Raw genomic sequence first — 19,087 nt, forward strand, 5'->3', positions numbered from 1 at the left:
TGTGGTGTGTCCGGAGCAGGCCTGCCTTCTGTGCATGCCACTGGGGCTTCAAGGTCGAATTTTAGGCGTTTGCGAACGCGAGAAAATCAGCCGGTTCGGCATGGCAGGTAGGACTAGACGGCAGGACCGGCAAGGTTTTTATCGAGGGCGGGCGTAGTACAAGTAGGCAAGTGCCGCAAGCGGCGTCAGCTTTTGGCTGACGCCGCATTGAATCAAGGTATTGCGATTTCGATCACGCCGTCCGCCGTGACGCTGACCTGGCTGGTCCCTGCTTCGACGTCCGGGGTCGGTGCTGCATCGGCGCGTGCCGCTTTCATCATCATGACTGGCGCGCGCATGTAAGGCTGAGGGTAGCCGGATGTATTCAGGTTAAGGTTCACCAGTTTGTAGCCGCTGCCGCCCAGTGCGTCGGTGACCAATTGGGCGCGAGCCTTGAAGGCCGTGACGGCGTCTTTGAGCAGGGTGTCTTCGCTGGCTTTGCGCGCCGGGTCGGAAATGGAGAAATCCATGCCGCCCATTTTCATGTCGCCGCCCAGCAGTTCGCCGGTCAGCTTGGACAAAGCCGCGAAGTCGGGGCTTTCCAGACGAAGCTCGGCGCGCTCACGCCAGCCGGTGATCTTCTGGCCTTTGTCGTCGTAGATCGGGTAGCTGTTACGACTGCCCTGGCGGATGGTCACGTCCTTGACCTGCCGGGCTTCGCCCAGTGCTTTGTTAAGGGATTCGGTGATTTCAGCGGCCAGCTTGGCCGGATCGGTGTTCTGCGATTCGGTGTACACGGTGACGGTCATCAGATCGCGCTGGACTTCCTGATTGACCTCGGCGCGGACGGACACCTGGTTGTAATGAACGTCGTTGGCCAGAGCCGGAACGCTGGCGAGAGCCGTTGTGCTCAAGGCGAGCAGGGTGGCAATGGGGCGAAGACTGAGCATGGAAAACTCCTTGTTTGGCAAACCGTCCGCTGCGCACGAGAAGTGTCAGGGCAAACGGATGCCCATGAGACTGTCATCCCGGGATCTTGTTCCGGTGGCGTCTGAGCTATCGCGTACGAAGAGCAAGAGCAACGGCCCGCATTGCTGTGGCGCTTTGACGCACTTTAGGGGCAAGCCGCGCCGCTTTGGTTATACTCGCCCGGATCCGCCTGGAGCGCTCATCAGGAGAGCTCATGCTCGCCCCCGTACAATTGACCTCTGCTACCCGCCAGAACCTCTGGCGTCTGACGTTCGTCCGTATTCTCGTCTTGGGTGCCCAAGCCGGTTCGGTGGGCTTTGCGTACTTGTTCAATCTGCTGTCCCTGCCATGGCTGCAACTGGACATCACCCTCGGTTTCTCGGCCATTGTCTGCCTGTTGACGGCAATCCGGTTACGCACTTCATGGCCGGTGACCGAGCTGGAATACGCCGTGCAATTGGCGTTCGACCTGTTTATCCACAGTGCGCTGCTGTATTTCTCCGGCGGCTCGACCAATCCGTTCGTGTCCTATTACCTGGTGCCGCTGACCATCGCTGCGGTCACGTTGCCATGGCGCTACTCGCTGATCCTGTCCGGCATCGCACTGGCGCTGTATACCCTGATGCTCGCCAATTTCTACCCGGTAGCGGCCTTCGCCATCGCTCGCGAGAAAATGCAGATTTATGGCATGTGGCTGAGTTTCGCGCTGGCCGCCGGTGTGATCACCTTTTTTGCCGCACGGATGGCCGAAGAGCTGCGTCGTCAGGAACAAATGCGCGCGCTGCGCCGCGAAGAAGGCGCGCGTGATCAGCAATTGCTGGCCGTGGCCACTGAAGCGGCCGGGGCGGCTCATGAACTGGGCACGCCGCTGGCGACCATGAGCGTGCTGCTCAAAGAGATGCAGCAGGACAACAAGGATCCGGCGCTGAGGGAGGACCTGTCGGTGCTGCAGGATCAGGTCAAGCTGTGCAAGGAAACCTTGCAGCAACTGGTGCGCGCCGCCGAGGCCAATCGCCGGATGGCCGTGCAGGAGCAGACCGTCAGCCACTGGCTGGATCAAGCCCTGAATCGCTGGCACCTGATGCGCCCCGAATCCACGTACCGTTTTCAGCGTCTGGGGCAGGGCGACGTACCGATGGTCGCGCCGCCGCCCGATCTGACCCAGGCCCTGCTGAACTTGCTGAACAACGCGGCCGATGCCTGCGCGGAAGGGCTGGAGGTGACACTGGACTGGGACGTCACGGAAATCAGCATCACCATTCGCGACCATGGTGCAGGCGTGCCGCTGGCCATCGCTGAACAGATCGGCAAACCCTTTTTCACCACCAAGGGCAAAGGCTTCGGTCTGGGCCTGTTTTTGAGCAAGGCCAGCGTGACCCGCGCAGGCGGCTCGGTAAAACTCTATCCTCACGAGGAAGGCGGCACGCTCACCGAGCTGCGCCTGCCCCGGAACGCAACAGGAGATGAAGCATGACTGACGAAACCCAGGTCGACGGCGAAGAGTTGCCGCACCTGTTGCTGGTGGACGACGACGCCACCTTCACCCGCGTAATGGCTCGCGCAATGGCGCGTCGCGGCTTCCGTGTCAGCACGGCCAGTTCTGCCGAAGAGGGCCTGACCCTTGCACAGCAGGATATTCCCGATTACGCGACCGTCGATCTGAAGATGGAAGGCGATTCCGGTCTGGTGCTGCTGCCCAAGCTGCTGGAACTGGACCCGGAAATGCGTGTCCTGATACTGACCGGTTATTCGAGCATCGCCACGGCGGTCGAAGCCATCAAGCGCGGCGCTTGCAACTATTTGTGCAAACCCGCCGATGCTGATGATGTGCTGGCCGCGCTGCTGTCCGAGCACGCTGATCTGGACACCCTGGTGCCAGAAAACCCGATGTCTGTGGACCGTTTGCAGTGGGAGCACATTCAGCGGGTGTTGACCGAGCACGAGGGCAATATCTCGGCCACGGCACGGGCGCTCGGGATGCATCGTCGAACGCTTCAACGCAAGTTGCAGAAGCGCCCGGTTCGCCGCTGAGCAGAGGAACGCCAGTTAAAGATTTCTTCATGGAAGATCGCGTGTGGCGTCTGGCACATTGGTGCCAACGCCACTAAATGCCTGCCACCGAGTGATCACATGAATCAAAACGCTGAGTATTCTGCGGCCAACGACACGTCCCGCGGCCAGTTTTTCAATAAGGTCTGGCACCTGATCACGCCGTACTGGCGCAGTGAAGAAAAGCGTATCGCCTGGGTGTTGCTGATCGTTGTGATCGCCCTTGTGCTGTTCGATGTGGCGGTCTCGGTGTGGATCAACAGTTGGTACAAGGATTTCTATAACGCCTTGCAACAGAAGGACCTGGCGGCCTTCACTCACTTGATGCTGTATTTCTGCGGCATTGCTGCCGTTGCCATTCTGGCTGCGGTCTATCGGTTGTACCTGACGCAGATGCTCACCATTCGTTGGCGGACCTGGCTGACCGAAAAGCACTTCGCTCGCTGGCTCGACCACAAGAATTACTACCGGCTGGAGCAGGGTGGATATACCGACAACCCCGACCAGCGTTTGAGTGAAGACCTCAACAGTTTCACGTCCTCGACATTGTCGCTGGTACTGGGGTTGATCAGCACGGTGGTCAGTCTGGTGTCCTTTTCGATCATTTTGTGGGGCGTGTCCGGCAGCATCGAAGTGTTCGGCATCGAGATTCCGGGCTACATGTTCTGGTGTGCGTTGCTGTACGCGGGCGTCGGCAGTTGGCTGGCCCATCTCATCGGGCGGCGGTTGATCGGGCTGAGCAACAAGCAGCAACGTTATGAAGCGGACCTGCGTTTTGCCATGGTCCGTATTCGTGAAAACGCTGAAAGCATCGCCCTGTATGACGGCGAGGCCAATGAGAACCGCAGGCTGACATCCCGTTTCGCGTTGGTCTGGGGCAATTTCTGGCAAATCATGGGCGTGCAGAAGCGTCTTAAATTCTTCACGACCGGTTATGGCCAGATCGCGATCATTTTCCCGTTCGTGGTTGCGGCTCCCCGTTATTTCTCCGGCAAGATCGAATTGGGCGAGCTGATGCAGATCAACTCGGCATTCGGCAATGTTCAAGAGAGCTTCAGTTGGTTCATCGATGCCTATGTGACGCTGGCGGGGTGGCGAGCGACGTCTGATCGTCTGCTGGCATTCCGTGATGCCATGGCCGAGAACGAAGAGCGGGTTTCGACGATTCAACTGCATCATGCGGGCAACACGCTGAAGCTTGAGCGCCTGACGCTGGATCTGGCGGGTGACCGACAATTGCTGGATCAGGCCAGCATCAACATCTCCGCAGGTGAGCACGTGATGCTGAGTGGCCGTTCCGGCAGTGGTAAAAGTACCTTGCTACGGGCCATGGGCGGGTTGTGGAGTGACGGCGCGGGCGAGGTGAAATTGCCAGAAGGGCGCTATCTATTCCTGCCACAAAAGCCCTATTTGCCGATTGGCACCTTACGTGAAACATTGAGTTATCCCCTGACGCCGGACGTTTATCCCGCCGAGCGCTTTGCTCAGGTGTTGGACACCTGCCGCCTGAGCCATCTGGTGCCGCGTCTGGACGAAAGCAATCACTGGCAGCGCGTGCTTTCCCCAGGCGAGCAGCAACGTGTGGCGTTCGCCCGCGCACTCTTGTTTGCGCCCGATTGGCTGTACCTCGACGAGGCCACGTCTGCCATGGACGAAGAGGACGAAGCCGCGCTGTATCAGGCGCTGATCGACGAGTTGCCTGGCGTGACGCTGCTCAGCATCGGCCATCGCAGCAGCCTGAAGCGTTTCCATCGTCGCCACGTGCGCATCGAGGGCGGGCATTTGCAGGAGCAGCCCCGTCCTGAAACGGTCATCTGAGGTCCGATTGAGCCAAAGTGCCGCAAAAACCTACGAAGTCGCCGGGTTTGTTATGTGATCGTACAACCCGGTGAGCTATGATGAGCCTTTCACCGTATTTAGAGATGCCTGTTGGATATGGAAAATCAGAGTGCTCCGCCTCGCGCACGTAGAAAGCACCGCAGCCTCGCGCAGGAGTTGGTGACCGAACTCTCCGAGCGCATTCGCAACGGCGAACTCAAGCGTGGCGACAAATTGCCCACCGAGTCCGCGATCATGGAAGAGCAGGGTGTCAGTCGCACTGTCGTCCGTGAAGCCATTTCACGCCTGCAGGCTTCCGGCCTGGTCGAAACCCGCCACGGGATCGGCACCTTCGTACTCGATGTACCCAGCACCAGCGGTTTCCGTATCGATCCGGCGACCATTGTCACCTTGCGTGATGTTCTGGCGATTCTTGAGTTGCGCATCAGCCTTGAAGTGGAGTCTGCCGGTCTTGCCGCCCAGCGTCGTTCCACTGAACAACTGGCCGACATGCGCGCTGCCCTTGATGCCTTGAATGAAAGCGCGGCCCATGCCACTGATGCCGTCGGTGCTGATTTCCAGTTCCACATGGCGATTGCGCTGTCCACGGGCAACCGGTATTTCACCGACATCATGAATCATCTGGGCACCAGCATCATTCCGCGCACGCGGCTGAACTCGGCGCGCCTGGCCCATGATGACCAGCAGCATTACATGACCCGTCTGAGCCGCGAGCACGAAGAAATCTACGACGCCATCGCGCGTCAGGATTCCGATGCCGCCCGTGCTGCCATGCGTCTGCACCTGACCAACAGCCGCGAGCGGTTGCGTCATGCGCATGAAGAAGCGGAGTCGCAGCGGGCTTGAGGTCGTATGACCTGATGTGAAGTCAGCAGGTCTGGTTCTGGCCGAAGGGCGTAGGCGTCCAGCTTGCTGACGATCCTCTGCGCAGCAGGAGCAAAACCTCACCACTCAGTACATCTGGCACGCCGCGTGCGCAGCCTTGGCTGCCGCTTCGCGCCAGATCGCGGGCGAGCCAGGCTCCTACGGCCTTTGGCCAGAATCAAGCGCTGTGGCGTCACTTTCTCAAGCCCATTCACCACTCGTCCCTTCCTTGGATAAATAATTCGCTTCCCCTATTGAGAGATGTCATTCCTAGTTGTACGATGACTTACGACATCAGCGCAGGTCTGGTGATCCATTCTTACAATTAGCTTCCCAGGGTGTTCGAATAATGAATCCACAAGAACTGAAGTCCATCCTCTCCCACGGTCTGCTGTCCTTCCCGGTTACCGATTTCAATGCCCAGGGCGATTTCCACCGCGCTGGCTACATCAAACGTCTGGAGTGGCTGGCCCCGTACGGCGCCTCTGCCCTGTTCGCCGCTGGCGGCACCGGTGAGTTCTTCTCCCTGTCGGGCAGCGAATACTCCGAGATCATCAAAACTGCCGTTGATACCTGCGAGAAGAGCGTGCCAATTCTGGCTGGCGTGGGTGGTCCGACCCGTCAAGCGATTCAACAGGCTCAAGAAGCCGAGCGTCTGGGTGCCAAAGGCCTGCTGCTGCTGCCTCACTACCTGACCGAAGCCAGCCAGGACGGCGTTGCCGCTCACGTTGAAGCGGTCTGCAAATCGGTCAAGATCGGCGTTGTTGTCTACAACCGTAACGTTTGCCGCCTGACCCCAGCGCTGCTGGAGCAACTGGCTGAGCGTTGCCCGAACCTGATCGGCTACAAAGACGGCCTGGGCGACATCGAACTGATGGTTTCGATCCGCCGTCGCATGGGTGACCGCTTCTCGTACCTGGGCGGTCTGCCGACCGCTGAAGTCTACGCCGCTGCTTACAAGGCGCTGGGCGTGCCGGTTTACTCGTCCGCCGTGTTCAACTTCGTACCGAAGCTGGCCATGGACTTCTACCACGCCATCGCCAAAGACGATCACGCCACCGTTGGCAAACTGATCGACGACTTCTTCCTGCCATACCTGGACATCCGTAACCGTAAAGCTGGTTACGCCGTCAGCATCGTCAAAGCAGGCGCGAAAATCGCTGGCTACGACGCAGGCCCAGTCCGCGCACCGCTGACCGACCTGACCGCAGAAGAGTTCGAAATGCTCGCTGCGCTGATGGACAAGCAAGGCCAGCAGTAATCGCCGACCTTTCGCAAAACCGCTGAGCGATCAGCGGTTTTTTGCCGTCGGGGCTTTGTTTTCGCAAGGTCCAGGCTTTCCCTTTTTGAGCAGCACTGCGCTGGCAAGGTCGCCCGTGCGTGAGTTCTACCCTAGGCACCACCGTGACAAATAGCTTCAATCGCGTCTGAATTTAGGGGCAGAGGCGAGCGGCACACACATAAAAAATCGTTTAACCCGCGTAAAAAAATAATGAGTGGGAGTTTTCGAACATGCAAAAAACCAAGCCGACGCACGTCCGCTATTTGATCTTGCTCATGCTGTTCTTGGTCACCACGATCAACTACGCCGACCGTGCCACCATCGCTATCGCCGGTTCCAGCCTGCAAAAAAGCCTCGGCATCGACGCAGTCACCCTCGGTTACATCTTCTCTGCTTTTGGCTGGGCTTACGTGGCTGGCCAGATCCCAGGCGGCTGGCTGCTCGACCGTTTCGGTTCGAAGAAAGTCTACGCACTGAGCATTTTCACCTGGTCGCTGTTTACCGTGCTGCAAGGCTATGTCGGTGAATTCGGCCTTTCCACCGCCATCGTTGCGCTGTTCATGCTGCGCTTTTTAGTGGGCCTGGCCGAAGCGCCATCGTTCCCCGGCAACGCGCGCATCGTTGCGGCCTGGTTCCCGACCTCCGAGCGCGGCACCGCCTCGGCGATCTTCAACTCGGCGCAATACTTCGCCACCGTGCTGTTCGCCCCGATCATGGGCTGGATCGTCTTCACCTTCGGCTGGCAGCACGTGTTCGTGGTGATGGGCGGCGTAGGTATCGTGTTCTCGCTGATCTGGCTGAAAATCATCCACAGCCCGCGCAACCACCCAATGATCAACAAGGCCGAACTCGACCACATCGCCAACAACGGCGGCATGGTCGACATGGACAACGATCAGGGCAAGGGCAAGAAATCCGGTGGTCCGAAATGGGACTACGTGAAGCAACTGCTGACCAATCGCATGATGCTGGGTATCTATCTGGCTCAGTACTGCATCAACGGCATCACCTACTTCTTCCTGACCTGGTTCCCGGTGTACCTGGTGCAAGAGCGCGGCATGACCATCCTCAAGGCCGGTTTCATCGCCTCGTTGCCTGCGATCTGCGGCTTCGTCGGTGGTGTGCTCGGTGGGGTCATCTCCGACTGGCTGCTGCGTCGCGGCAACTCGCTGACCTTCTCGCGCAAAGTGCCGATCATCGGTGGTCTGCTGCTGTCGACCTCCATCGTGACCTGCAACTACGTGGACATCGAATGGGTCGTGGTGGGCTTCATGGCATTGGCTTTCTTCGGCAAGGGCGTGGGCGCACTGGGCTGGGCGGTGATGTCTGACGCTTCGCCGAAACAAATCGCCGGTCTGAGCGGCGGTCTGTTCAACATGTTCGGTAATATCGCTTCGATCACCACCCCGATCGTCATCGGCTACATCATCAGTTCCACTGGCTCGTTCAAATGGGCACTGGTGTTCGTCGGCGCCAACGCGCTGGTAGCGGTGATCAGCTACGTGTTCATCGTGGGCGAGATCAAACGTGTGGAATTGAAAGACACCCCGACGCAGGGTGATTCACTGGCCAGCGAAGCCAGTGAACTTTCTCAAGCAAAATCCTGAGGAAACCGTGATGAACTTGATTCAACATGCCGACTCGCCGCGTTACATCCGCTTGCATGAGCGCGATAACGTTGTCGTCGTGGTCAATGACCAGGGCGTACCGGCGGGGACAGAATTCGATAATGGCCTGGTGACCATCGATAACGTGCCCCAGAGCCATAAAGTCAACACCGTGGACATCCCCGAGGGTGGGGAAGTGATTCGTTACGGGCAAACCATCGGGTATGCCCTGCAACCGATTCCGCGCGGCAGTTGGGTCAAGGAAGATCAATTGCGCATGCCGAGCGCGCCGCCGCTGGACAGCTTGCCGCTTTCCACTGATGTGCCGGGGCGTGGCGAGCCGCTGGAAGGCTTTACCTTCGAGGGGTATCGCAACGCCGACGGCACCGTCGGTACGCGCAACATTCTCGGCATCACCACCACCGTTCAGTGCGTCACGGGCGTGTTGGACTTTGCGGTCAAGCGCATTCGCGAAGAGCTGCTGCCCAAATACCCGCACGTTGACGACGTGGTCGCCATCACCCACACCTACGGGTGTGGCGTGGCGATCACCGCCAAGGACGCGTACATCCCGATTCGCACCGTGCGCAACCTGGCGCGCAACCCGAACCTGGGTGGCGAAGCGTTGGTGATTGGTCTGGGTTGCGAGAAGTTGCAGGCCGAGCAAGTGATGCATCAGAACGACCCGTCGGTCGACCTGAGCGATGAGTGGATGTATCGGTTGCAGGATTCCAAGCACGGCTTCAACGAAATGATCGAGCAGATCATGGAGTTGGCCGAAGTGCGTTTGAAGAAGCTCGACCAGCGTCGTCGGGAAACCGTTCCGGCGTCCGAGCTGATTCTGGGCATGCAATGCGGCGGCAGTGACGCCTTCTCCGGCATCACCGCCAACCCGGCCTTGGGTTATGCCTCGGACTTGCTGCTGCGCGCGGGCGCCACAGTGATGTTCTCGGAAGTGACCGAAGTGCGTGACGCGATTTACCTGCTCACTTCCCGCGCCGAAACCACGCAAGTGGCCGAAGAACTGGTGCGTGAGATGGACTGGTACGACCGTTACCTGGCCCGCGGCGAAGCGGATCGCAGCGCCAACACCACGCCGGGCAACAAGAAGGGCGGGTTGTCGAACATTGTCGAGAAATCCTTGGGGTCGATCGTCAAATCCGGCAATAGCGCGATCAACGGGGTGCTGGGCCCTGGCGAGCGGGTGAGCCGCAAAGGTTTGATCTTCTGTGCGACGCCTGCCAGTGACTTTGTCTGTGGCACGCTGCAACTGGCGGCCGGGATGAACCTGCACGTGTTCACCACTGGACGGGGTACGCCGTATGGCTTGGCCATGTCACCGGTGGTGAAAGTGTCGACCCGGACCGAGCTGGCCCATCGCTGGCCGGACCTGATCGACATCGACGCCGGACGCATCGCCACCGGTCGCGCGAGCATCGAGGACCTGGGCTGGGAGCTGTTCCATTTCTATCTCGATGTCGCCAGCGGCAAGAAGAAGACCTGGACCGAGCACTATCGTTTGCACAACGACATCACCCTGTTCAACCCGGCGCCGATTACATAACGCTCAGTGTTGATCCCTGTGGGAGCGAATTCATTCGCGATGTGATCGTGCCCACGCTCTGCGTGGGCATGCAGTCCAGGACGCTCTGCGTCCGGTGACGCGGAGCGTCACGTGATTCATTCCCACGCAGAGCATGGGAACGATCATGCGCGGACACGATCATCAGCCTGGACTCAATGCCGCCCATGCTCCTTATGGTGCGGATGCTCCCCGCAAAATCGCGCCAGCGTCAGCACGGTCCTGGTGATCGGCATCGCAATATTCACCTTCTCCGCCAATTCCAGCACTGCGTCCCCTATCGCTGCCAGTTCCAGCGGCAAGCCCTTGTCGAAATCCTGCAACATTGACGTGCGCACCGGTCCCATGCTGGCGCCGAACTGCATGAACGTCGCAGGCTCCATCCCCAGTTTTGCGTCGTATGCCGTCGCCACCTGCATCGCTTCGGTAAACGTCGCCAGCGCCAGATCTTTCATGTCCGGCAGGCCGTAGATCTGCTCCAGCGTGGCGCCGGTCACCACTGACACGGGGTTTGACGTCAGGTTGGCGATGATCTTGGTCCAGAGCTGATCACGAATGCGGTCGGTGCCATGGGCCTCGATGCCTGCGCTTTCGATCAGCGCCACCAGTTCGTCCAGACGTGGCGTCAATTCGTTGTTCAGCTCACCGAAAATGATGCGATACGGGTTGTGGGTTTTCACCACGGCCGGGGCCGAGCTTTGCGCGGTGATAAAGACGACGCAGCCAATGACCTGATGCAGATTCAGCGTATCGGTGATGCGGCCGTCAGGGTCGACCGATTCAACGCGATGGCCATCGAATTGACCGCCCTCGCCATGGAAATACCACCATGGCACGCCGTTGATCACGGGCACCACAACGGTATTCGGGCCGATCAACGGGGCGATGTTGGGTAACAAACCGCTCAGAGAAGGGGCCTTGGTGCAGAGAAAGACAATGTCCTGTTCGCCCAATGTCTGCGCATTGTCGCTGGCGTTGACTTTGACGTGATGGCGGCCCTGTAAGTCTTGAAGGTGAATGCCGTTGCGTTGCAGCGCTTCAAGCGTGCGGCCACGGGCGAAAACGTTCACGGGGCGCCCGGTCAGGGCGATCCGCGCGGCCAGCGTACAACCGATAGCGCCTGCGCCAGCGATGCAGATCCGCAAGGGGGCTGAATTCATAAGGGCTCCCGCCGATTGAAGTTGTTTCAGGTCGTTGCGCCATATTGCCTGAATCCAAACAAACAGCGAGGCCCCTGTGGGAGGGTGGTTTGCATCCGGATATGGATTTGCCCGCTGGTCACTTGCTGCCTCGATACCTGAACTTCACCCCACGCCCGCCTATCCTTATTGCATGCCTCTTGGAAGCGCTCTGGCCTGCGGGCCAAGGAGAAGTTCATGCGTGCATTGACGTATCACGGCGCCCACGATGTCCGGGTCGAAACCGTCGCCGATCCGGTCATCCAGGAACCCGATGACGTGTTGTTGAAGGTCACCGCAACGGCCATTTGTGGTTCGGACCTGCACCTGTATCGCGGCAAGATTCCGGCCACTGAACAGGGCGATATTTTCGGGCATGAGTTCATGGGCATCGTTGAAGAGGTCGGGCCGCAGGTCACCGCCGTCAAGGCAGGTGATCGTGTGGTCATCCCGTTCGTGATCGCCTGTGGGAGCTGTTTCTTCTGTCAGATGGAGGCGTTCGCCGCCTGCGAAACCACCAACACCGGGCGCGGAGCGATTCTGAACAAGAAGTCGATTGCGCCCGGAGCTGCCTTGTTTGGCTACAGCCATCAGTACGGCGGGGTGCCGGGCGGGCAGGCGGAATATGTGCGAGTGCCCAAGGGCAATGTGGGACCGTTCAAGGTGCCGGGCACGTTGGCGGACGAAAAGGTGCTGTTCCTGTCGGACATTCTGCCCACCGCCTGGCAGGCGGTGCTCAATGCGGGGGTGGGAAAAGGCTCAAGCGTCGCAATTTATGGCGCGGGGCCTGTCGGACTGCTGAGTGCTGCCTGCGCGAAAATGCTCGGAGCCGAAAAGATTTTCATGGTTGATCACCATGCGTATCGGCTGGCGTACGCGCAATTCACCTATGGCGCGATTCCGGTCAATTTTGATGAAGACGATGACCCGGCGGACACCATCGTGCGTCAGACGTCAGGCCTGCGAGGCGTCGACGCGGTGATCGATGCCGTGGGCTTCGAAGCCAAAGGCAGCACCACCGAAACCATTCTCGCCACACTCAAGCTCGAAGGCAGCAGCGGTAAGGCCCTGCGCCAGTGCATTGCGGCCGTGCGACGCGGTGGTACGGTCAGCGTCGCGGGCGTTTACTCTGGGTTCATTCACGGCTTCATGTTTGGCGACGCGTTCGACAAAGGGCTGACATTCAAAATGGGCCAGACCCATGTGCATCGTCATTTGCCGGGGCTGCTGTCGTTGATTGAAGAGGGGGCACTGGCCCCTGAAGCGATCATCACCCATCGCCTGTCGCTGGAAGAGGCCCCAGAGGGGTATGCGATCTTCGACAAGAAGGAAGAGGATTGTCGCAAGATTATTCTTACACCGGGTTTCGATAGCCGGGTGGATGCGTCGGCGAATGATGGGCAGTTGTAGCGCTGCGTTACCTTTCTGGGAGCCGGCTTGCTGGCGAGTGCGGCGTGTCAGGGCGCATGGCTCTGAATGACACAACGCTTTCGCCAGCAAGTCGGCTCTCACAGGGGAGTGGTGTTTGTTGAGGAAATATCACTCGGCCTCAGGAATACGCCGGCGAATGATGTGGGTAATCCACCAACCGCGAACCAATGACCATCTCGCTGATCCAGTCGGTCAGCAAGGTCGTGTACGCATGCTGGCTGGTGTCGCTGCTCAACCCATGATCCGCACCGTCGAGCAGCCGATAGGTCAGCGAATGGGCCAGGTCGAACGCTGTGCGATAACTCATCAATGTTGCATGGGGCACGTAGTCGTCCTGCTCGGACTCGACCAGCAGCACATCCCCCTGAAACTCCTTGCACGCCGCCAACGCGCGATTGTCCGCCGCTGTGACCGCCGAGCGCCGGTAATGGGCCAGCTTGTCTCGGTCCAGCGCCTGTTTGGGCATGTCCCAGTCAGCGTCCCAATACAGCGCGGGCACGCGCAGCGCCAGCCACTTCACCGGGCGCATTCCACTGAGAATGGTCGCCAAATATCCCCCGTAGCTGCTGCCGATCACCGCGATGGCGTTGTTATCCACCGCCGGGTGGCTGGCAAGTCGGTCATAGGCGGCCAGTAAGTCCTCCATGCTGTGTTCCCGAGAGACCGAGGCGCGCATTTCGTGCGTGCGTTCATGGCCGCGTAAATCGAAGGTCAGGCACACACAGCCCAGCCCCGTGATGTTCTTCGCCCGAGCGAGGTCGCGTTGCTGGCTCCCGCCCCATCCGTGGACGAACAGAATGCCGGGCATTTTCGCGCCGGGGGTGAGGATGGTGCCGGAAATGGTTTCGTCGCTGACGTGGATGTCGATGGTTTCACTGCGTACGGTCATAAGGCTGGACCTGTGTGAATTTGCTGATAAGACCGACGTCGGGATCGTCGCCTTCGTACAGAACATGGGCCTGAGCGGGCAGGGTGGCGGGGCCGTAGATTTCGTGACTGGACGCGCCGATGCGCTGCAATGAGGGATCCGCCGCGAAGGCCACCAGCGCCTCGATCTCCGCAGGGCTGGCGCCACCGATGCGCCATGATTGCTCCAACACCCCTGAGCAGACTTGCCCCCGCGCGTTGGTGCCATGAGCGATGTCGTAATTGCGGCGCGAGGCGAGGAAGTCGGGAAAGCACGTCAGTGCGGCTTTTTCATAGCGCATGGCCTGAGTCACGGAGCGACGCACGTCGTCGTCAAGGTCGAGGGTGAGCAGCGCCTCGTAATCGCCGCGCACCAGCCACAACTGCGAGCCCCCGTAGACCTGTTCGCCGTGGTTGTCTTTGGTCAGGCGTTGAGTGCCGTGGTAGCTGACGGTCATGCCGGCCACCTGAACCTGGCCAACGCTGTACGTGATTACGTCATGCAAGTCTTCTTCCAGCACCAGGCCCCATTCGCTGACCTCGGTCATGTTCTGCTGCGCGAGGGCCTGATCGAGTTCGCTTTCGGACGTCACCACGACCTGGCCACGACCCGCAGTGGCCAACACGGGTTTGATGCGCACGGGGCCGTCTTCAAGCAACTGCCGACCGGCGCGTCGTGCGTCAGCCTCGTTGAACACGCTAAAGCCGTTGAGCACCGAATCGCCCGCGTCTTCAAAAAAGCGTGTTGACCAGCCCGGTGGTTGAGCGGTGGCGTCTTTCAACAGGGGATGAGAAATGGCCTTGGTTGCCATGAACGGGAAATCGATCAAGCCGCCGAAGAAGTCATCGACCGTATGAATGCTCAGCGCATCGCCAGCTTTCTTGCCGATCAGCGTGTCGGACGGGATGTAATAGAGGGCTTGACCCTTGTGTAACGCCGGATCGTAATCACCGACGAACGTCGCCCCCAACAGCCCGGCGATGCGCTCGGCCAGAGCCTGCTGCACCACCACTTCATGGGTTGCCAGCTTCTTGTGCGTGGCCAGCAGTACGACTTCAGACTTTGCAGTGCTGCATGATTCGCTCATGGGCGAACTCCCTGTGCAACGCACGCCGCCGTTTGTGTAGCAGCCCGGCTTGCCAGTGGTAGCGACGTGGGTGACGCAGCCATCATCGACAGCGCTGGGGTGTCATCAGCTAAGAAGAGGCTCAGGCCACGTTAGTTCCAGCGAGGCTGATCAATGGTCGGCGGCGGGGCTCATTCCGTCAGCTTCATGATCGTCTCGAAGTCCGGAAAGCCCCAGTCGGTCAGGGGGGAGAGTTGGGATAGGAACGCCAAGTGCTCGATGATTTTCACTTTCTGTAGATTTTTCAACTCACTGGGGCCGCCCAAAGCTAAAGCAGGGAGGAATCCGTACATTTCGTCTGATTTGAGTGGGCCGAGTTTTTTTAGGGCTTTTTCGAACAGGTCATCGAAGTCGTTGTACTCAGGACTCATGGTTGTAAAAAAAGATCTGATTTTTTCATCTGCGCTGACTGGCGTGGAATCTTCAAAACCTGCTGTGTAACGAGCATATTTAACATTTATAGTAAGTAGGTTTTGCTTGGCAGCTGCCCAAAGATAAAGATCGCCGAATGCACCTCTAGCGATGACGTAATGCTTGTCCGGATCGGGAGTGCCAGAATCCAACAGCCATTGGTGTACCACTCCGTCGTAATCGCCAGGATTAACTGTCCAGAAATTACCGTTCGCGTAACCTGACCAGCCGTGCTGCTGCCAATAAGTGAGTAATTGATCAGGTAGCTTGTTTCGGTAAGCTTGTACCGTTGAATAAGCGACATCAACGCGGTTGTGTGACGGTCCCATGTTCTCGGTGAAGCACTCAAAATAAGCGTCCATAATGTCTCCTACTTGCAACGAGTTAATCTCGCATTTAACTTGAATTTGGTGCGCTGATTGGGATCGATCCTGGTAGCAGCCTCATCAAGCCCCTGTATTCTCCCTCGCCATTGTGCGCCTATGCTTGAATTCACCTGCCTGTCTCCGAAGTCCGAAATTTTATCTTTTCCTCCGGCAACCAGATCCGGGTTATGAAGCGCAGCAATCATATTCATTTTTTTTCGTGCAGCGATTTTAGCCATCTGTCTGGCTTCAGAAACTGATCTGCCTTTTATTCGTAACTCGCTGGCCAGACGCTCAATAAGATTTCTCTCCAGATTTTTACGTGCATCAATTGCCACCTTCGGATCACGCACCCCATCCCCCGCCTTAAACGCTTCCCGTCCCTTCAAATACTCATCCACCGTCAAATCATTCAGCCCGCCCTGCTGCCCGCCCAACTGCCGATCAAACTCTGGAATCTTTTTCTCTGGCAGGTTATCAGCGCTGAAGCACGGCACGTTGTGCTCGGGCATGCCCAATGGTTTTTTAACGGGCGGTTGTTCCTGCTTTGGGTGATGCGGGGAAGGCTTCGGCGCCTCCACTGAATCAATCCGACCGCTGGTCACTGGCCCGCGAGGCTGCAAATCCGGACGCTGTTTCAGGGCGTCTTCGTGTTTGAGCATCCACTGCCCGAGCTTCGCGCCTCTGGCGCTTTGCTGCATGTCGCTGGCGAGCAGCTGCGCCTGGCCACGCCCGCGTGTCAGGTAGGCGACGATGGCGCTGAGCAGCAGCGCGACCATGGCGACGTGGCCCTGGGCGATTTCGCGGGCGGCGCGGGCGACGACCATGGGGTCGCCACAGCAGTAGGGATCGTGGGGTTGCGGGGCGTCCCAGGCGATGTTGATGCCGCGCCAGTAGTAACCGGCAATTTTCGGCAAGCCGTCGACGAAGAACTCGGCCACTGCCGCCAGCCCCAATACGCCGAGAATCCAGCCGCTGGCTTTCAGAGCGATCGCGGAACCAGCGACAGCGCCGGGCACAGCGCCAATGCCTCCCGCGAATGCGCCGACTCCGCCGCCAATCACGGCGCCGGTCAGCACGCTGCCCACGATGATCAGCGCGGCCTGACTGACTACGTCGAGCAGTTCGCTCAGCACCTCGTCGATGTCCAGATCGGCGAAACGCTGGCGCATCATCTGCGCGGCCAGCGACAGCGCCTGATGAAACGCCATGCGCACCTGGTGGGCGCGATTGGCCGGGGAGTGCGCGGGTGGCCCGGACAAATGGGTGTGGCCGTCCGAGTGCTGATGGGTTCGGCGTGCGAGCGTGTCGGCGATCAGCCGCTGGAGTTCGAACCACGACGGGACGATGTTGCGAAAGAACACGTGGCCTCTCTGGCGCCAGCCTTGCCGGGACAAGACGCCATTCAAGGCGTGGGGGAGAGGGCGTTACAGGGGCGTGCGGATGCCCGGAAGGTGCTCGCAGTCTGTCGTGGGAGTAGGGTTTTTCTTACGCAAAGAGTTGAATCAAACGTGTGGCGAACGCCGTATCAACACCAGCCAAATACCGCCCTGGCATTCAACGTACTGACCTCGGCCAACCGCTCGGCAGAGACATTCATCAACGTCGCCAACGCCGCACAAATCTCTGGCAAATGTTCCGGGCTGTTACGCATGCCGGGGTACATCGCAGGCGCCATGTCAGGCGAGTCGGTTTCCAGCACCACGCAGTCCAGCGGCAGTTCGGCGATGACCCGGTGCATGCGCAGCGCTTGTGGCCAGGTCGGTGCGCCGCCGAGGCCGAGTTTGAAACCCAGTTTGATGTATTCCTTCGCTTCTTCCCGGCTGCCTGCGAAGGCGTGGACGATTCCGGCGCGCTTGAGTTTGAAGCGCTTGAGGGCGGCGATGGTGTCGGCGTGGCTGCGGCGCACGTGCAGGAGGGCGGGGAGATTGAAGTCGGCGGCCATCTGCAACTGGCTGTCGAACACTGCTTGTTGCCGGGGGCGGTCCAGGGATTCGACGTAGTAATCCAGACCAATTTCGCCGACCGCGCAAAGCTTGGGATGACCGGCGAGTGCGGAAAGCCGTTCACGTAGCTCCTGAAGGTGTTCGGGGCGATGCTCATCGAGGTAGATCGGGTGCAGCCCCAAGGCGGCGTACACCGACGGCACTTGCAGCGCCAAATCCCACACCCGTTGCAGATTGCGCTGATAGACCCCCAGCACCACCATGCGCTCGACGCCCAATGGCTGGCAGCGGCTGAGCACTGCCTGGCGGTCGGCGTCGAAGTCGTCGAAATCCAGATGGGTGTGGGTGTCGATCAGCGTCACGTATCAGGCCCCGTGAATGCGCTGTTTGAAGGTACGAACAATGGCATGCACGCCAGGCTCGTACTGATTTTGCTCAACGGCGGACAACGCCAGCGCCAGTGCTTTTTCCGCGATCAATTGATGCTGTTGGGCCATGGCGTTGACCGGCAACGGCAGGAAATCCAGCAACTGCGTATCACCAAAGGTGCCCAGATGAAGCTGATCGGGGTTCAGCCGCCGCTCGTGCAACAGGTCAAACACCCCCTGTAACAACACATAGGACGTGGTAATCAGCGCATCGGGGAAATACCCCAGCCGATCAAGCATTTCACCCGCCACACGCAGGCCACATTCGCGGCTGAAGGTCTCGCCGTGCTCGATGATGACCGAGCCTTTGAAACCCTCCACTGCATCCTCGAAGCCACTGGCGCGGGCCTTACTGACGCTCAATTCGGGGCGGGCACCGATCAAAGCGATGTGCTTGGGGTTGATCTCCAGCAGGCTGCGGGTCAGTTGCTGGCTGGCGTCGTGGTCGTCGCTGACGACGGAGCAGAAATGAGCCGGGTCCATTTCCCGGTCGATGGCGATGACCGGGATGCCATGCTGTTGCAGGTCTCGGTAGCTGTCATCGCTGGCGGGCAGGCAACTGGCGACGAACAGGGCGTCACAGCGGCGGGCGCGGAATAACTGCATGAGCTGCAACTCGCTGACCGGATCGTCGTCGGAACTGGCGATCAGCAACTGGTAGCCCCGGGCGCGAGCGCCTTGTTCCAACTGCTTGGCGATGCGCGCGTAACTGGGGTTTTCCAGGTCCGGCAGAATGAAGCCCAAGGTGCGGGTATGACGGCTGCGCAATCCGGCCGCCTGTGGGTTGGGCCGGAAATCATGAGCCTGGACCACCGCACGCACGCGCTCGACCGTCGCATTGCTGATGCGCTGTTGCTCGGCCTTGCCGTTGATCACGTAGCTGGCGGTGGTCACGGACACACCGGCCAGACGCGCAATATCGCTGAGTTTCAAACGGACCTTCCTTTTATTCTTTGGCTCGGACGAAATGCGTTCGGGATTTTCACCGATTCGCGGCCATCATTACAGCAGACCATGGTGGGAAGTGACGGGTTTAAGTTTTTTAGGACGTCTCCTACAGCATTTGATCGGATGAGCTTCAAACGTTGAAGATTATCGAGTAACGTGCCCACCATTCTAGATGA

At 59.3% G+C, this 19,087-nt stretch carries 16 protein-coding genes; 8 read left to right on the forward strand and 8 right to left on the reverse strand.

Annotated elements, in window-relative coordinates; translation table 11 throughout:
- Positions 1–212 precede the first annotated feature (212 nt).
- The gene (locus ACI5GA_RS21390) at positions 213–929 is read right to left on the reverse strand and encodes an SIMPL domain-containing protein (RefSeq protein ID WP_421424194.1); all 717 of its coding nucleotides are present in this window, start codon (positions 927–929) and stop codon (positions 213–215) included.
- A gap of 233 nt (positions 930–1,162) precedes the next feature.
- Between ACI5GA_RS21390 and ACI5GA_RS21395 the strand changes: the two genes are divergently transcribed.
- The 7 genes from ACI5GA_RS21395 to garD all read left to right on the forward strand — a co-directional run bounded on the left by ACI5GA_RS21395 (position 1,163) and on the right by garD (position 10,153).
- Complete coding sequence (locus ACI5GA_RS21395) at positions 1,163–2,422, forward strand: ATP-binding protein (RefSeq protein ID WP_404637144.1); 1,260 nt, start codon at positions 1,163–1,165, stop codon at positions 2,420–2,422.
- A complete protein-coding gene (locus ACI5GA_RS21400) occupies positions 2,419–2,979 on the forward strand; it encodes a response regulator transcription factor (RefSeq protein ID WP_404637146.1) in 561 nt (186 codons plus the stop codon). The genes ACI5GA_RS21395 and ACI5GA_RS21400 overlap by 4 nt, the downstream gene beginning before the upstream one ends.
- A 99-nt stretch (positions 2,980–3,078) precedes the next feature.
- Entirely contained in the window at positions 3,079–4,815 is a 1,737-nt protein-coding gene (locus ACI5GA_RS21405) for an ABC transporter ATP-binding protein/permease (protein ID WP_421424195.1), read from the forward strand.
- Positions 4,816–4,932: 117 nt separating this feature from the next.
- Entirely contained in the window at positions 4,933–5,682 is a 750-nt protein-coding gene (locus tag ACI5GA_RS21410; RefSeq protein WP_404637542.1) for a FadR/GntR family transcriptional regulator, read from the forward strand.
- Positions 5,683–6,049: 367 nt separating this feature from the next.
- A complete protein-coding gene (gene kdgD / locus ACI5GA_RS21415; RefSeq protein ID WP_404637150.1) occupies positions 6,050–6,961 on the forward strand; it encodes a 5-dehydro-4-deoxyglucarate dehydratase in 912 nt (303 codons plus the stop codon).
- A gap of 251 nt (positions 6,962–7,212) precedes the next feature.
- Positions 7,213–8,589 carry an MFS transporter gene (locus ACI5GA_RS21420; protein ID WP_421424196.1) on the forward strand — a complete coding sequence of 459 codons (1,377 nt, stop codon included), beginning with the start codon at positions 7,213–7,215 and terminating at the stop codon, positions 8,587–8,589.
- Positions 8,590–8,599: 10 nt separating this feature from the next.
- On the forward strand, positions 8,600–10,153 hold the full coding sequence (gene garD / locus ACI5GA_RS21425) for a galactarate dehydratase (RefSeq protein WP_404637154.1): 1,554 nt from the start codon (positions 8,600–8,602) through the stop codon (positions 10,151–10,153).
- Between the two features lie 173 nt (positions 10,154–10,326).
- Here garD and ACI5GA_RS21430 read toward each other — a convergent pair whose 3' ends face one another.
- Positions 10,327–11,331, reverse strand: a complete 1,005-nt coding sequence (locus ACI5GA_RS21430; RefSeq protein WP_421424197.1) for a ketopantoate reductase family protein — start codon at positions 11,329–11,331, stop codon at positions 10,327–10,329.
- A 216-nt stretch (positions 11,332–11,547) separates the two neighbouring features.
- Here ACI5GA_RS21430 and ACI5GA_RS21435 point away from each other — a divergent pair, with 216 nt between their 5' ends.
- On the forward strand, positions 11,548–12,759 hold the full coding sequence (locus ACI5GA_RS21435) for a zinc-dependent alcohol dehydrogenase (RefSeq protein ID WP_421424198.1): 1,212 nt from the start codon (positions 11,548–11,550) through the stop codon (positions 12,757–12,759).
- A 139-nt stretch (positions 12,760–12,898) separates the two neighbouring features.
- On the opposite strand, the gene ACI5GA_RS21440 is transcribed toward ACI5GA_RS21435, so the two are convergent.
- The 6 genes from ACI5GA_RS21440 to cra all read right to left on the reverse strand — a co-directional run bounded on the left by ACI5GA_RS21440 (position 12,899) and on the right by cra (position 18,896).
- The gene (locus ACI5GA_RS21440; protein WP_404637160.1) at positions 12,899–13,669 is read right to left on the reverse strand and encodes an alpha/beta hydrolase family protein; all 771 of its coding nucleotides are present in this window, start codon (positions 13,667–13,669) and stop codon (positions 12,899–12,901) included.
- Entirely contained in the window at positions 13,653–14,774 is a 1,122-nt protein-coding gene (locus tag ACI5GA_RS21445; protein WP_421424199.1) for a DUF3182 family protein, read from the reverse strand. Before ACI5GA_RS21445 ends, ACI5GA_RS21440 begins: the two co-directional genes overlap by 17 nt.
- A 170-nt stretch (positions 14,775–14,944) precedes the next feature.
- The gene (locus ACI5GA_RS21450) at positions 14,945–15,586 is read right to left on the reverse strand and encodes a GAD-like domain-containing protein (RefSeq protein ID WP_404637164.1); all 642 of its coding nucleotides are present in this window, start codon (positions 15,584–15,586) and stop codon (positions 14,945–14,947) included.
- Positions 15,587–15,594: 8 nt separating this feature from the next.
- Positions 15,595–16,953 carry a DUF6861 domain-containing protein gene (locus ACI5GA_RS21455; RefSeq protein ID WP_421424200.1) on the reverse strand — a complete coding sequence of 453 codons (1,359 nt, stop codon included), beginning with the start codon at positions 16,951–16,953 and terminating at the stop codon, positions 15,595–15,597.
- 164 nt (positions 16,954–17,117) lie between these two features.
- Positions 17,118–17,897 carry a TatD family hydrolase gene (locus ACI5GA_RS21460; RefSeq protein WP_404637166.1) on the reverse strand — a complete coding sequence of 260 codons (780 nt, stop codon included), beginning with the start codon at positions 17,895–17,897 and terminating at the stop codon, positions 17,118–17,120.
- A 3-nt stretch (positions 17,898–17,900) separates the two neighbouring features.
- Positions 17,901–18,896, reverse strand: a complete 996-nt coding sequence (cra, locus tag ACI5GA_RS21465) for a catabolite repressor/activator (protein WP_404637168.1) — start codon at positions 18,894–18,896, stop codon at positions 17,901–17,903.
- Positions 18,897–19,087 lie beyond the last annotated feature (191 nt).

This window comes from Pseudomonas sp. Pseu.R1 (assembly GCF_045764065.1).
Lineage (GTDB): Bacteria > Pseudomonadota > Gammaproteobacteria > Pseudomonadales > Pseudomonadaceae > Aquipseudomonas.